The sequence below is a fragment of the Shewanella woodyi ATCC 51908 genome (assembly GCF_000019525.1).
GTDB lineage: Bacteria > Pseudomonadota > Gammaproteobacteria > Enterobacterales > Shewanellaceae > Shewanella > Shewanella woodyi.
In genome coordinates, this window is record NC_010506.1 from 2265918 (window position 1) to 2280032 (window position 14115).

General features: G+C 44.3%; 11 protein-coding genes. 8 read left to right on the top strand and 3 right to left on the bottom strand.

The window, feature by feature from the left end; all coding sequences use genetic code 11:
* Nucleotides 1–44 precede the first annotated feature (44 nt).
* Nucleotides 45–1337, bottom strand: coding sequence for a citrate synthase (locus SWOO_RS09395; protein ID WP_012324462.1), 1293 nt, complete (start codon nucleotides 1335–1337; stop codon nucleotides 45–47).
* A 410-nt stretch (nucleotides 1338–1747) separates the two neighbouring features.
* Between SWOO_RS09395 and sdhC the strand changes: the two genes are divergently transcribed.
* The 8 genes from sdhC (at nucleotide 1748) to sucD (ending at nucleotide 11383) form a co-directional block, all read left to right on the top strand.
* A complete protein-coding gene (gene sdhC / locus SWOO_RS09400; protein WP_157581928.1) occupies nucleotides 1748–2143 on the top strand; it encodes a succinate dehydrogenase, cytochrome b556 subunit in 396 nt (131 codons plus the stop codon).
* Nucleotides 2137–2484: a succinate dehydrogenase, hydrophobic membrane anchor protein gene (sdhD, locus tag SWOO_RS09405; protein WP_012324464.1), complete on the top strand. Its 348-nt coding sequence runs from the start codon at nucleotides 2137–2139 to the stop codon at nucleotides 2482–2484. The genes sdhC and sdhD overlap by 7 nt, the downstream gene beginning before the upstream one ends.
* Nucleotides 2485–4251, top strand: a complete 1767-nt coding sequence (gene sdhA, locus SWOO_RS09410) for a succinate dehydrogenase flavoprotein subunit (RefSeq protein WP_012324465.1) — start codon at nucleotides 2485–2487, stop codon at nucleotides 4249–4251.
* Between the two features lie 10 nt (nucleotides 4252–4261).
* Nucleotides 4262–4969, top strand: a complete 708-nt coding sequence (locus SWOO_RS09415; RefSeq protein ID WP_012324466.1) for a succinate dehydrogenase iron-sulfur subunit — start codon at nucleotides 4262–4264, stop codon at nucleotides 4967–4969.
* Nucleotides 4970–5190: 221 nt separating this feature from the next.
* On the top strand, nucleotides 5191–8013 hold the full coding sequence (sucA, locus tag SWOO_RS09420) for a 2-oxoglutarate dehydrogenase E1 component (protein ID WP_012324467.1): 2823 nt from the start codon (nucleotides 5191–5193) through the stop codon (nucleotides 8011–8013).
* Between the two features lie 29 nt (nucleotides 8014–8042).
* Complete coding sequence (odhB, locus tag SWOO_RS09425) at nucleotides 8043–9233, top strand: 2-oxoglutarate dehydrogenase complex dihydrolipoyllysine-residue succinyltransferase (protein ID WP_012324468.1); 1191 nt, start codon at nucleotides 8043–8045, stop codon at nucleotides 9231–9233.
* A 111-nt stretch (nucleotides 9234–9344) separates the two neighbouring features.
* Nucleotides 9345–10511, top strand: a complete 1167-nt coding sequence (sucC, locus tag SWOO_RS09430) for an ADP-forming succinate--CoA ligase subunit beta (protein WP_012324469.1) — start codon at nucleotides 9345–9347, stop codon at nucleotides 10509–10511.
* Nucleotides 10511–11383, top strand: a complete 873-nt coding sequence (gene sucD / locus SWOO_RS09435; RefSeq protein ID WP_012324470.1) for a succinate--CoA ligase subunit alpha — start codon at nucleotides 10511–10513, stop codon at nucleotides 11381–11383. The genes sucC and sucD overlap by 1 nt, the downstream gene beginning before the upstream one ends.
* 75 nt (nucleotides 11384–11458) lie before the next feature.
* Here the strand turns inward: sucD and SWOO_RS09440 are convergent, their stop codons facing one another.
* A complete protein-coding gene (locus SWOO_RS09440; protein ID WP_012324471.1) occupies nucleotides 11459–13102 on the bottom strand; it encodes an FMN-binding glutamate synthase family protein in 1644 nt (547 codons plus the stop codon).
* 484 nt (nucleotides 13103–13586) lie between these two features.
* The gene (gene fur / locus SWOO_RS09445) at nucleotides 13587–14018 is read right to left on the bottom strand and encodes a ferric iron uptake transcriptional regulator (protein ID WP_012324472.1); all 432 of its coding nucleotides are present in this window, start codon (nucleotides 14016–14018) and stop codon (nucleotides 13587–13589) included.
* Nucleotides 14019–14115 lie beyond the last annotated feature (97 nt).

Below are 14115 nucleotides of genomic sequence, written 5' to 3' on the forward strand. Positions count from 1 at the left end.
GCACTCAATGAGTGCCTTTTTGGATAACAGAGCTAACTTAAAAGTTAAGCTTCACGTTTACCTTGAGGGATAAAAGTGCGCTCTTCATCACCAGTATAAAGCTGACGTGGACGGCTAATCTTATGACCAGGCTGATCCAACATCTCTTTCCAATGTGCAATCCAACCAACTGTACGCGCTAATGCGAACAAAACGGTGAACATGCTAGTTGGAATACCTATAGCCTTCATGATGATACCTGAATAGAAATCGACATTCGGGTATAGCTTCTTAGAGACAAAATACTCATCTTCAAGTGCAATACGCTCAAGTTCCATCGCAACATCAAGTAGTGGATCATCGACTTTGAGTTCGCCAAGTACTTCGTGACAAGTTTCACGCATGACTTTTGCACGAGGGTCAAAGTTCTTGTAAACACGATGGCCGAAGCCCATTAGGCGGAAAGGATCTTCTTTATCCTTTGCACGAGCAATGAACTCTGGAATACGGTCAACTGTACCAATCTCTTCAAGCATGTTTAGGCAAGCTTCATTAGCACCACCATGTGCAGGTCCCCATAGTGATGCGATACCCGCTGCAATACATGCAAATGGGTTAGCACCTGAAGAACCGGCAAGACGGACTGTAGAAGTTGATGCGTTTTGTTCATGATCTGCATGTAATATGAAGATACGATCCATCGCACGCTCTACAATTGGATTAACTTGGTACTCTTCACATGGTACGCCAAACATCATGCTCAAGAAGTTACCTGCGTAACTCAACTCATTGCGTGGGTAAACAAAAGGCTGACCAATTGAGTACTTGTAGCACATAGCTGCGATAGTCGGCATTTTTGAGACTAGACGGAAGGCTGCGATTTCGCGGTGACGCTCATCGTTTACATCTAAAGAGTCTTGGTAAAATGCAGAAAGTGCACCTGTAACACCACATAGCATGGCCATTGGGTGAGCGTCACGTCTGAAACCTCGGAAGAAGGCTGCAAGTTGCTCGTTGACCATAGTGTGGTTTTTAACAGTATGAACAAACTTTTCATACTGAGTCTTAGTTGGAAGCTCTCCGTAAAGAAGCAGATAACATAGATCTAAATAATCTGATTCAACGGCTAATTCGCTTATCGGATAACCACGGTGAAGCAGTATCCCCTGATCACCATCGATATAGGTAATTGCTGATTCACAGGAAGCTGTTGCGAGAAATCCTGGATCGAAAGTAAAGTGACCTTTGCTACCTAGCTTACTAATGTCTATCACATCGAACCCTGCGGTACCTTCTTTTACCGGCAGTTCGATCGATTCATTCCCTGGCAGTTCCAATTTGGCTATTTTGTCAGCCATACCCTTCTCCTTACTTCATTCTTATGTGAGTGCGGCTTATCAATCGCCAATACTTTACAGTGAATCCAGATCACATTTCAATTTAAATAACCGTTTAAATTCGTTAGACCATGGTCTTATTTTGGCCAAACCCTATAACAGAACAGGAACTTGGCAGATTTTTTTACCAAAAAAACTAAATTTGCATAATGTGATGTTTGTATTTGACATTTGCCCCGCGTATACTTGCCTCGGCTCTTATGAGCGACTAACATTGCCACTTAGTTAACACTTTTTTGCGTGCTTAATTAGTGTCTACTAAAATGGTTAAATGTTTGTTTAAACTTTTCTTTTGTGAAAGCTTGATTTGTGATCTAAATCACGCCTCAATTTTTGATCAAAAGCGGTTCGTATAACAAAAATATAGCTCAATTGAGCAGAGTGAGCAGAACGTGAAAAAGAAAAGACCTGTCCATTTAGATCTGCAGACCATTCGCTTCCCTGCAACAGCGATTGCGTCCATTCTTCACCGTGTATCCGGTGTCATCATGCTGTTTGCTGTCGGTATTCTTATTTGGTTGTTAAATGAATCTTTAGCATCCCCTGAGAGTTTCGCGGGCATACAATCTCTTTTTGATAATTTGCTAGTTAAGTTCGTCATATGGGGAATTCTTACTGCACTTGGTTATCACCTTATCGTTGGCTTGCGCCATCTGGTAATGGATACCGGGCGTTGGGAAGAGTTGGCCTCTGGCATAGCTTCAGCAAAAGTCGCGTTTGCATTGTCAGCCGCGTTTTCAATCATTGTGGGGATTTGGGTATGGTAACTAATGCAGCGAGTCTTGGCCGAAGCGGTGTCCATGACTTTATTCTTATACGCTCAAGTGCAGTCGTTCTGGCTATCTATACCATCTTTTTGGTTGGATTTATTGCATGTAGCTCCCCACTAACTTACGACGCATGGCATGGCTTATTTAGCGCATTGCCGATGAAGGTCTTTACACTACTTGCACTTGTTGCAGTTCTGATCCATGCATGGATCGGTATCTGGCAGGTACTAACAGATTACGTTAAGCCATTGATGCTGCGTGGTGTACTTCAGTTTGTGTTTGTCGTTGCGGCCTTTAGTTATTTGGCTGCGGGCATTTTGATAGTGTGGGGTGTTTAAGTGAGTATTCCAGTTCGCGAGTTTGATGCAGTCGTTATTGGCGCCGGTGGCGCGGGTATGCGAGCAGCACTACAGATCTCTAAAGAGGGTAAAAGCTGTGCGCTTTTATCGAAAGTTTTCCCAACCCGTTCCCATACTGTGTCAGCACAGGGTGGTATTACCGTAGCACTTGGTAATGCCCATGAAGATCACTGGGAACAACACATGTACGACACCGTGAAAGGTTCCGACTTTATCGGTGATCAAGAAGCGATTGAGTTCATGTGTAAAACGGGTCCTGAAGCTGTTATTGAATTAGAGCAGATGGGTCTTCCTTTCTCTCGTTTCGAAAACGGTAAGATTTACCAGCGTCCATTTGGTGGTCAATCGAAGAATTTTGGTGGCGAGCAGGCGGCACGTACTGCAGCTGCAGCCGACCGTACGGGTCATGCACTGCTTCATTGTCTTTACCAGCAAAATGTGAAGCATAAGACCGAAGTTTTCTCTGAATGGTACGCTCTTGATTTAGTGAAAAATGAAGACGGTGCCATTGTTGGTTGTACTGCAATCGATATCGAAAGCGGCGAAATTGTTTACTTCAAAGCTAAAGCGACCATTCTTGCTACTGGTGGTGCGGGACGTATTTTCGCTTCGACCACTAATGCGCATATTAATACTGGTGACGGTGTTGGCATGGCGATGCGCGCTGGCGTTCAGATGCAAGATATGGAGATGTGGCAGTTCCATCCAACAGGTATCGCTGGTGCGGGCGTTCTGGTAACAGAAGGCTGTCGTGGTGAAGGTGGATACCTGTTAAATAAAGATGGCGAACGCTTTATGGAGCGCTATGCTCCGAATGCGAAAGATTTAGCGTCACGAGATGTGGTTGCACGCTCTATGATGACTGAGATCCGTGAAGGTCGTGGTTTAGATGGACCATTAGGCCCTCACTGTTTACTTAAGCTTGATCACTTAGGTAAAGAAACACTCGAAGCGCGTCTTCCTGGTGTTTGTGAGCTGTCTCGTACCTTCGCTCATATCGATCCTGCAGATGGTCCAATCCCTGTACTACCAACGTGTCATTACATGATGGGTGGTCTTCCTGCTAAAGTTAGTGGACAGGTTATCCGTCAAAATGGTGATGGAACAGAGCAAGATGTCGTTGGTTTGTTTGCGGTCGGTGAAATTGCTTGTGTATCTGTACACGGTGCTAACCGTCTCGGTGGTAACTCGCTACTTGATTTAGTGGTATTTGGTCGTGCAGCTGGTCAGCATCTAGGTAAAGCACTTGATGAAACTGCGACACCTAAGGATGCAACTGAAGCTGATATTGCTCAATCTCTTGAACGTTTAAATCGTTGGGAAAGCAATAAAGACGGTGAAGACCCAGCGCAAATCCGTAAAGATTTACAGCTTTGTATGCAGCTTAACTTCTCTGTATTCCGTAGTGGCGATGCGATGGCTGAAGGGCTTAAAGAGCTTAAAGCTATTCGTGAACGTTTAGCTAATGCTAAGCTTTCAGATAACTCGACAGAGTTCAATACTCAACGCATTGAGTGTCTTGAGCTGGATAACTTGATGGCAACGGCGATAGCAACTGCTTATGCTGCAAACTATCGTACCGAAAGTCGTGGTGCTCATTCACGTGAAGATTTCTTAGACCGTGATGATGATAACTGGTTATGTCACAGTGTCTTCGACCCGGTTAGCGAAGAGATGACTAAGCGTGATGTGAACATGGAGCCTAAGCTTCGTGATGCCTTCCCACCGATTAAGCGTACTTACTAAGGAGATTGAGATGAATTTGAATATCGCAATTTATCGCTATAATCCCGATGTAGACGCGAAGCCGTATATGAAGGATTACACGTTGGAAGTGGCTGAAGGGACCGATATGATGGTTCTCGATGCACTGATGCTTTTGAAAGAACAAGATCCAACGTTAGCATTTCGTCGCTCATGCCGTGAAGGTGTTTGTGGTAGTGACGGTCTAAATATGAATGGTAAAAACGGCCTGGCATGTATCACGCCTGTGTCGACATTCAAAGGTAAGAAGATAGAGATCAGACCACTGCCTGGCATGCCTGTTGTCCGCGATCTTATTGTGGACTTATCTCAATTCTACAAGCAGTATGAGAAGATAAAGCCGTATCTGATTAATGATGAGAAAACGCCTGCGCGTGAACATCTGCAATCACCTGAAGAGCGTGCGCATCTTGATGGTTTATATGAATGCATCATGTGTGCTTGTTGTTCTACTGCTTGTCCATCATTCTGGTGGAACCCAGATAAGTTTATCGGACCAAGTGGCTTACTTCATGCCTATCGTTTCTTAATTGATAGCCGTGATACAGCCACGGAAGAGCGTCTGTCTGAACTTGATGATGCCTATAGCGTATTCCGTTGCCATAGCATCATGAACTGTGTGGATGTTTGTCCTAAAGGATTGAATCCAACTAAAGCGATTGGACATATTAAGTCCATGTTGCTTAAGAGAGCAGTATAAATGCAAGACCAAGAGCTGAAATCAATAATTATATAGCTCGAATTGAGTCACTTTTCATTTGAAAAGTGGCTCTTTTGTGTAATGGAACTACAATTTGCCGTGAAATGATGAAAAACTGATTTTCTCGGGATAGCAACGATTATGCATTCCTTGTTTTTATCACAAAGAATGCATACTTAAGACTTGGCTAAATTCGTGTATAAAGTTTGAAAGGAATAGAAATGCACCAAGGCATCATGAAAGCCTGGCTCGAATCATCACATCTAAGTGGTGCTAATTCGACCTATGTAGAAGAGATGTATGAAGCCTATCAAGAAGACCCTCAGTCTGTTGCAGCAGACTGGCAAGCGGTGTTTGATAACCTCCCTTACGCGAACGGTGCATCAAAAGATGTTCCGGAAGCAGCCCACTCTAAAGTACGTGATTATTTTCGTAGTTTAGCGTTAGAAGGTCGTCAGAAGGGCTCAGCCCGTGTGACAGATCCTGAAGTCGATGCTAAGCAAGTTAAAGTCCTGCAGATGATTAACGCCCACCGTTTCCGTGGTCACCAGAATGCGAATCTGGACCCATTGGAGCTTTGGAAGCGTGATCAAGTTTCTGAGCTGGACCCAGCCTTCCACGGTTTAACTAGCGAAGATATGCAGCGTGAATTCAATACCGGTTCATTTGCTCATGGTGGTGACACTATGAAGCTTGGTGATCTGATTAAAGCCTTGAAGGCCACCTATTGTGGTTCAATTGGCTCTGAATACATGCATATTACTGATACCGATGAGAAACGCTGGATACAGCAAAGGTTAGAGCCTTCTTTAGGTAGAGCTAATTACGATAAACCCGCTAAAACTCGTATCTTGGCAGGCTTAAATGCCGCTGAAGGTATGGAGAAGTACCTAGGGGCTAAGTTCCCTGGCGCTAAGCGTTTCTCACTGGAAGGTGGTGATGCGTTAGTGCCTATGATGCGAGAGATTTTATATCGCGCAGGTGAAGCTGGCACTAAAGAGGTTGTGGTGGGCATGGCTCACCGTGGTCGCTTAAACTTGCTTGTGAATATCCTAGGTAAAAAGCCCTCTGAGTTGTTTGACGAGTTCGCTGGTAAACACAGCGATGCGATCAATGGCTCTGGTGATGTTAAGTATCACCAAGGTTTCTCATCTGATTTTAAAACACCTGGCGGTAACGTCCACTTAGCCCTCGCGTTTAACCCATCTCATCTTGAGATTGTTAACCCTGTGGTTATGGGCTCAGTTCGTGCTCGTCAAGACCGCCGTGGTTGTGATAGTGGCTTACAAGTTCTGCCTATTACCATTCATGGTGATTCGGCGATTACTGGTCAAGGTATCGTACAAGAGACATTTAACATGTCTCAGACTCGTGGTTTTAAAGTGGGCGGTAGCATTCGAATTGTTATCAATAACCAGGTTGGTTTCACCACTTCAAACACAGAAGATGTGCGCTCTACTGAGTATTGTACTGATATTGCTAAGATGGTTCAGGCACCGATATTCCACGTGAATGCTGATGATCCTGAAGCAGTTGCTTTTGTTTCTCAACTTGCCGTTGATTACCGAAATGAGTTTAAACGTGATGTGGTGATCGAGCTTGTGTGTTATCGCCGTCATGGCCATAACGAAGCCGATGAGCCTAGTGCAACTCAGCCATTGATGTATGCAAAAATTAAGAAGCATCCAACGCCACGTAAAATCTACGCTGATCGTTTGATTGCTGAAAGCACCCTTGCAGCCGATGAAGTTACTTCGATGATCAATGATTATCGTGACGCGCTTGATCACGGTGATTGTGTTGTTGAAGAGTGGCGTCCTATGACACTGCACTCTGTTGATTGGTCTCCCTATATCAATAAAGAGTGGGATGATGCCTATGAAGGGCAGATGTCTATGGAGCGTATCAAGAACTTAGCTGAGAAGATCAGCTACGTACCTGAAAACCATAAACTGCAATCTCGTGTGGCTAAGATCTACAAAGATCGTGTCTTAATGGCAAGTGGTGAAAAATTGCTCGACTGGGGTTTTGCTGAAACCTTAGCCTATGCATCTATTGTCGAAGATAAGCAGCGTATCCGCATTACCGGTCAAGATTCTGGTCGTGGTACCTTCTTCCATCGTCATGCTGTTTTGCATAATCAAAACGATGCAACGGCGTATATGCCACTGCGTAACATTGCCGATGAACAAGGCCCTATTGATATTACTGATTCAGTATTATCTGAAGCGTCGGTGTTAGCATTTGAATATGGCTATGCAACAGCAGAGCCAGGTGGATTGACTCTATGGGAAGCACAATTTGGTGATTTTGCCAACTGTGCCCAAGTGGTTATCGATCAGTTCCTCTCCTCTGGTGAGCAGAAGTGGGGTCGCTTATGTGGTCTGACAATGCTACTGCCTCACGGCTATGAAGGACAGGGACCAGAGCATTCAAGTGCCAGATTAGAGCGCTTCCTACAGCTTTGTGCTAACCACAATATGCAGGTATGTGTGCCATCAACTCCAGCTCAGGTTTACCACATGCTACGTCGTCAGGTTGTTAGACCTATGCGACGTCCATTGGTTGTGATGTCTCCTAAATCACTCTTGCGTCATCCATTAGCGGTATCGTCAATGGAGGAGCTTGCAGAAGGGACATTCCAAAATGTGATCCCTGAAGTTGAAAGCTTAGACAACAGTAAGGTTGACAGAGTTGTGTTCTGTAGCGGTAAGGTGTATTTCGAGTTGCTTGAAAAGCGACGTAAAGAGAATGTCACTAACGTTGCTCTGGTTCGTTTGGAGCAGCTTTACCCATTCCCGCATGAAGACATGGACTCTCTTTTAGCTGAATATCAGCATGTTAAAGATTTTGTTTGGTGTCAGGAAGAGCCTCAAAACCAAGGTGCTTGGTACTGTAGTCAACACCATTTCTGGACATCGATTCCAGCGGGTGCAAAGTTAACCTATGCCGGTCGTGAAGCATCAGCTGCACCCGCTTGTGGTTATCCATCACTGCATGCCAAAGAGCAAGAATCTTTGATTAATAGCGCATTAAAACTGTAGTAATAGACAAATAAAAAGGATAGCTCCTCATGAGTATCGAAATTAAGGTACCCGTACTACCAGAATCTGTTGCTGATGCAACTATTGCTACTTGGCATGTTCAGCCTGGTGAACAAGTAACACGTGATCAAAACCTTGTTGATATTGAAACTGACAAGGTTGTACTTGAAGTGGTTGCCCCTGAAGATGGATCGATTGCTGAATTTCTAGCAAACGAAGGCGACACTGTTCTTGGTGAAGCTGTCATCGCTAAGTTCACTGCTGGCGCTGTTGCTGGTCAAGAAGTGACGAAAGCGGAAGCTGAGGCCACCACACCTGAAGCTGCTGATGACACCAATGATGCTCTAAGCCCATCTGTTCGCCGTTTACTGGGTGAACATGGTCTTGAAGCAAGTCAAGTTAAAGGCACTGGTGCTGGCGGTCGAATTACAAAAGAAGATGTTGAAGCGTTTGTGAAGAGCAAGTCAGCAGCTCCTGCACCGACGGCTAGTGCACAGGTAGATGTTGCACCATTAGCTGAGCGTAGCGAGAAGCGTGTACCTATGTCACGTCTTCGTAAGACAATTGCAAACCGTCTACTTGAAGCTAAAAACTCTACAGCTATGTTGACGACATTTAATGAAGTTAACATGAAGCCAATCATGGATATCCGTAAGCAGTATCAAGAGGTTTTTGAGAAGCGTCATGGGATCCGTTTAGGTTTTATGTCTTTCTACATTAAAGCGGTAACGGAAGCGTTGAAGCGTTTCCCTGAAGTGAACGCTTCTATAGATGGTGATGATATTGTTTATCACAACTACTTTGATATCAGCATTGCGGTGTCAACGCCACGTGGTCTTGTGACACCTGTTCTTCGTGATACAGACACCATGAGCCTTGCAGATATCGAGCGTAATGTTCGTGAACTTGCAATTAAAGGTCGTGACGGTAAGTTGACTGTTGATGATATGACTGGCGGTAACTTCACTGTGACTAATGGCGGTGTATTTGGTTCACTCATGTCCACCCCAATTCTTAATCTGCCACAAAGTGCAATCCTTGGTATGCATGCCATCAAGGATCGCCCAATGGCAGTGAATGGGCAGGTTGAAATCCTACCTATGATGTACCTAGCATTATCTTACGATCACCGTATTATCGATGGTCGTGAGTCAGTTGGTTACTTGGTTGCCATTAAGGACTTCCTCGAAGACCCAACTCGTCTGCTGCTTGATCTATAATTAGCAGCGACATCTTACCAGCTGCTTCATTTGGAGTGGTTGGTAAATACCCTCGTTACTGGCCCCATAGAGGTCAGTTGGATTTGATAAGAAGTATACGGATAGATCATCATGAATTTGCATGAGTATCAGGCGAAATCTCTATTTGCCGAATATGGTTTACCAGTGTCAGAAGGCTTTGCATGTGATACAGCTCAAGAAGCAGTAGAAGCAGCAGGTCATATTGGCGGTGATATGTGGGTTGTTAAGTGTCAAGTACACGCTGGCGGCCGTGGTAAAGCAGGTGGCGTAAAAGTTACTGGCGATAAAAACGAAATCAGAGCATTTGCTGAACATTGGTTAGGTAAGAACTTAGTGACTTACCAAACAGATGAGAAAGGTCAGCCTGTTGCTAAGATTTTAGTAGAAAGCTGTACTGACATCGCTAATGAATTGTACCTAGGTGCAGTTGTTGACCGTGCTTCACGTCGCGTTGTATTTATGGCATCTACTGAAGGTGGTGTTGAGATTGAGACTGTGGCCGAAGAGACGCCAGAGCTTATTCACAAGGCTATCATTGATCCACTAGCAGGTCCTCAGCCTTATCAGGCACGCGATCTTGGCTTCAAGTTAGGTCTAAATCCTACACAGTTGAAGCAGTTCACTAAAGTCTTTATGGGCTTAGCGAAAATGTTTGAAGATCATGATTTCGCGCTACTTGAAATCAACCCGCTTGTTATCACAGATGAAGGCAACATTCACTGTCTCGATGGTAAGATTGGTATCGATGGTAATGCACTTTATCGCCAGCCAAAGATCCGTGAAATGCACGATCCATCACAAGATGATGCTCGTGAAGCCCACGCTGCTAAGTTCGAACTTAACTATGTTGCACTAGACGGAAACGTTGGTTGCATGGTCAACGGTGCTGGACTTGCAATGGGTACGATGGATATCGTTAACCTACACGGTGGCAAGCCTGCTAACTTCCTTGATGTTGGCGGCGGAGCGACTAAAGAGCGTGTTGCTGAAGCATTTAAGATCATCTTATCAGATGACAACGTTAAAGCCGTATTGGTTAACATCTTCGGTGGAATCGTACGTTGTGACATGATTGCTGAAGGTATTATCGGTGCAGTAAAAGAGGTCGGTGTAACCGTTCCTGTTGTTGTACGTCTTGAAGGTACTAACGCTGATCTTGGTCGTGAAGTTCTTGCTAACTCTGATCTTGATATTATCGCTGCTACAAGTCTTACTGACGCGGCTGAGCAAGTTGTTAAAGCTGCGGAGGGCAAATAATGTCTGTCTTAATCAATAAAGATACTAAAGTTATCTGTCAAGGTTTCACTGGCGGTCAAGGTACTTTCCACTCTGAGCAAGCTATCGATTACGGTACTCAGATGGTTGGTGGTGTATCACCAGGAAAAGGCGGTCAGGTTCACCTAAACCTTCCTGTTTTTAACACTGTTAAAGACGCGGTTGCAGAAACAGGCGCAACAGCTTCTGTTATCTATGTACCAGCTCCTTTTTGTAAAGATGCTATCTTTGAAGCGATTGACGGTGGCATTGAGCTTATCGTTTGTATCACAGAAGGTATTCCTACACTGGATATGCTTCAGGTTAAAGTGAAACTTGAAGAGACTGGCGTTCGTATGATTGGTCCTAACTGCCCAGGTGTTATCACTCCGGGTGAGTGTAAGATTGGCATTATGCCTGGTCACATCCATAAGCCAGGTAAAGTTGGTATCGTTTCTCGCTCAGGTACACTTACCTATGAAGCGGTTAAGCAAACGACTGATGAAGGTTTCGGCCAATCAACATGTGTTGGTATTGGTGGTGACCCAATTCCTGGAACTAACTTCATCGACGTTTTGGAGATGTTCCAAAACGATCCACTGACTGAAGCAATCGTGATGATTGGTGAGATTGGTGGTACTGCTGAAGAGGAAGCGGCCGATTACATCAAGGCTAATGTGACTAAGCCTGTTGTTTCATACATTGCTGGTGTTACTGCACCTGAAGGTAAGCGTATGGGCCATGCTGGTGCAATTATCGCAGGCGGTAAAGGTACTGCTGAAGATAAGTTTGCTGCATTAGAAGCTGCTGGTGTAACGACTGTCCGCTCTCTTGCTGATATCGGTAAAGCACTACGTACTAAAACTGGTTGGTAATCATATTTTCCAGTTAAAAAAGGCGCCTATGGCGCCTTTTTTGTGTCAGGAACACTTATGAAGATTTCAGGGTCATTAATGTGTTGCGACTTTAAACTCTGCAGGCTTTAGAATATAATGATCTTCTACATAAAACTGTTCTGCACTGCAGCTTTCCCACCAGTTCGACCATGCATCATCACATCTATTTTCAATTAATGCTTCATTTTCCAATGGCTCAATTAAGCTTCCCGTAGACATGAGCAGTCCGTAAGGTGAGCGGCGTTTTATCATCTGAGGGGTCAAAGAGGTGGGATCGCTTAACCCCATGCTGCCAACAAGTTCAAAAAAACTCTTTAAGGTATTATGGTGGAAGTTCTTAACCCTTAAGCTCTTATCGTGAACATTTAAGGCTTTTGAACGGGCAGGGTCTTGAGTTGCAATACCTGTTGGGCAATGATTAGTGTTGCAGTGGCGTGATTGAATACACCCAAGTGCCATCATCATAGTTCGCGCCGCATTAACCGTATCTGCGCCTAAGGCTATTTTAGACAGTAGATCAAAACTTGATGCGGTTTTCCCCGAGGCAATAATACGAATTTTATCCCTTAATCCAACACCTATGAGTGCATTATGGACGAAATAAACTCCCTCTAAGCATGCCATACCTAAGCGATTGGTAAACTCCACGGGGGCTGCACCTGTTCCACCTTCAGCACCATCAACAGTGATGAAATCTGGGGTTATTCCTGTTGCTAGCATCGCTTTACATATGCCTAGAAACTCAGCTGGGTTGCCAATACAAAGCTTAAAGCCCACGGGCTTTCCGCCACTGAGTTCCCTTAACCTTTTTACAAAGTTCAGTAGTGCTATTGGAGTGGTGCATTCAGGGTTAACGGCAGGAGAAACACAATCTCTGTCTCTGGGAACGTGTCTGATCGCTGCAATCTCTTCGGTGATTTTAGCTTTAGGAAGTACGCCACCGTGGCCAGGCTTTGCACCTTGGCTCAGCTTAATCTCAATCATTTTTATTTGAGGCCGAGTTGCCATCGCTTTAAATGTATCGGGGTTAAAGTTCCCCTCATCATCCCTGCAACCAAAGAGGCCTGAGCCAACCTGCCACACTACATCGCCACCATGCTTAAGGTGGTAAGGACTCGCTCCACCTTCACCCGTATTATGGTAACAGCCAGCTAACTTAGCGCCTAAGTTCATCGCTTCAATGGCATTAGCACTGAGCGAGCCAAAGCTCATGGCTGAGATATTTAGGTAGGAGGCATCATATGGCTGAGTGCAGTCAGGTCCACCAAAACGTACACGTTTTACATCATCTTTAATCTCTTTAGGAGAGAGGGAGTGCCACAGACTTAAGTAATTCTCCTCCATTAAATCTCGCTGGGTGCCAAATGCGATAGTGTCACGAGCATTTTTTGCTCTTTGGTAAACAAGAGAACGCTGTTCGCGGTTAAAAGGCTTCTCTTCGGTGTCATTTGCAATAAAGTATTGCTGGATCTCAACGCGATAGGATTCCAGAAAGTAACGCAGGTAAGCGACGACAGGGTAGAGACGATTTAAGGTGTGTGGGCTGAATTTAATATCGTAAAAGCCAACAGCAGTATAACCTAAGGTAAACAGTAATAGCAGACTAGAGATAACATTCATCTCAAGCTTTAATATGTAGAGTGCTGATAGGTTACCTAATGTGGCAACTAGCCAATAAACCATTTGCATTATAGTCATGAAGTATCCTTAATTTGGGCGAACGTTCGCTGTGGGAAGCTAAAAGTGATGAAGATTAAATGCTATATATCCGTAGTGTTATACCAATCAGTATAAAGATTTGATCGCTCAGCGAGAGTTTAGCGGTTCTGAGGCAAGACAACGAGTGAAGAGCATAGTTATTCTACGGTTAAGCTCGTTAACACAGCATCAGCACCGCTAAAACTCGCCTGTAAGGAGTGTTTTTGGCTGCCTACTTCTGCGTTGAATGAACTCACAAGGGAACAACCATTCCATCATCCATTCGCCTTGAATTAGTTTGCCAAAAGACACTCTGAGTAGATCAACTTCTTATACTGATTGGTATTGATTACCATAACCTAATACGAATATGGATAGAAGACCGAGGATTGAACAAATTTATGACATAAAAAAACCAGCATTATGCTGGTTTTAAATTAATTGAGCGATTCTCAATAAACCTGTTTACGCAGGAGCCTGAGTTTTATGCTTCGCCGTGGTTGCACTCATCATTGGTACAAACGCCATAGAGATATAAACTATGGTTGGTCAGTTTAATGTTGTGCTTCATCGCGATCTCATCTTGACGAGTTTCAATAACATCATCAGAAAATTCGATGACTTTACCGCAAGACAGACAAACCAGATGGTCATGGTGGTGCTGCGTTGCTAACTCAAATACTGCCTTCCCGCTTTCGAAATGATGGCGTGTCACAATACCTGCATCATCGAACTGGTTTAAAACTCGATAGACAGTAGCTAAGCCAATCTCTTCACCTAAGTCGAGCAATCTCTTATAGAGATCTTCGGCACTGATGTGCTGGTTTTCTGGTCCTTGCATCAGTTCTAGGATCTTGACTCGTGGTAAGGTAACTTTCAAACCCGCTTTCTTTAGCGCTTGATTTCCATCTGTCATTACTTATCTCTTGATTGCAGAACCTAAGCTATTATCGGTTCATATGTGGATATTGAAATTCATTATATGTGCAGTAACAGAAAACATAAACCTTTGA

What these genes read in the sequence shown, in the direction of transcription:
- sucA (WP_012324467.1), top strand. Translation starts at nt 5,191, where the DNA reads ATGCACCAAGGCATCATGAAAGCCTGGCTCGAATCATCACATCTAAGT.
- odhB (WP_012324468.1), top strand. Translation starts at nt 8,043, where the DNA reads ATGAGTATCGAAATTAAGGTACCCGTACTACCAGAATCTGTTGCTGAT.
- sucC (WP_012324469.1), top strand. Translation starts at nt 9,345, where the DNA reads ATGAATTTGCATGAGTATCAGGCGAAATCTCTATTTGCCGAATATGGT.
- sdhD (WP_012324464.1), top strand. Translation starts at nt 2,137, where the DNA reads ATGGTAACTAATGCAGCGAGTCTTGGCCGAAGCGGTGTCCATGACTTT.
- SWOO_RS09395 (WP_012324462.1), bottom strand. Translation starts at nt 1,337, where the DNA reads ATGGCTGACAAAATAGCCAAATTGGAACTGCCAGGGAATGAATCGATC.
- fur (WP_012324472.1), bottom strand. Translation starts at nt 14,018, where the DNA reads ATGACAGATGGAAATCAAGCGCTAAAGAAAGCGGGTTTGAAAGTTACC.
- SWOO_RS09440 (WP_012324471.1), bottom strand. Translation starts at nt 13,102, where the DNA reads ATGACTATAATGCAAATGGTTTATTGGCTAGTTGCCACATTAGGTAAC.
- SWOO_RS09415 (WP_012324466.1), top strand. Translation starts at nt 4,262, where the DNA reads ATGAATTTGAATATCGCAATTTATCGCTATAATCCCGATGTAGACGCG.
- sucD (WP_012324470.1), top strand. Translation starts at nt 10,511, where the DNA reads ATGTCTGTCTTAATCAATAAAGATACTAAAGTTATCTGTCAAGGTTTC.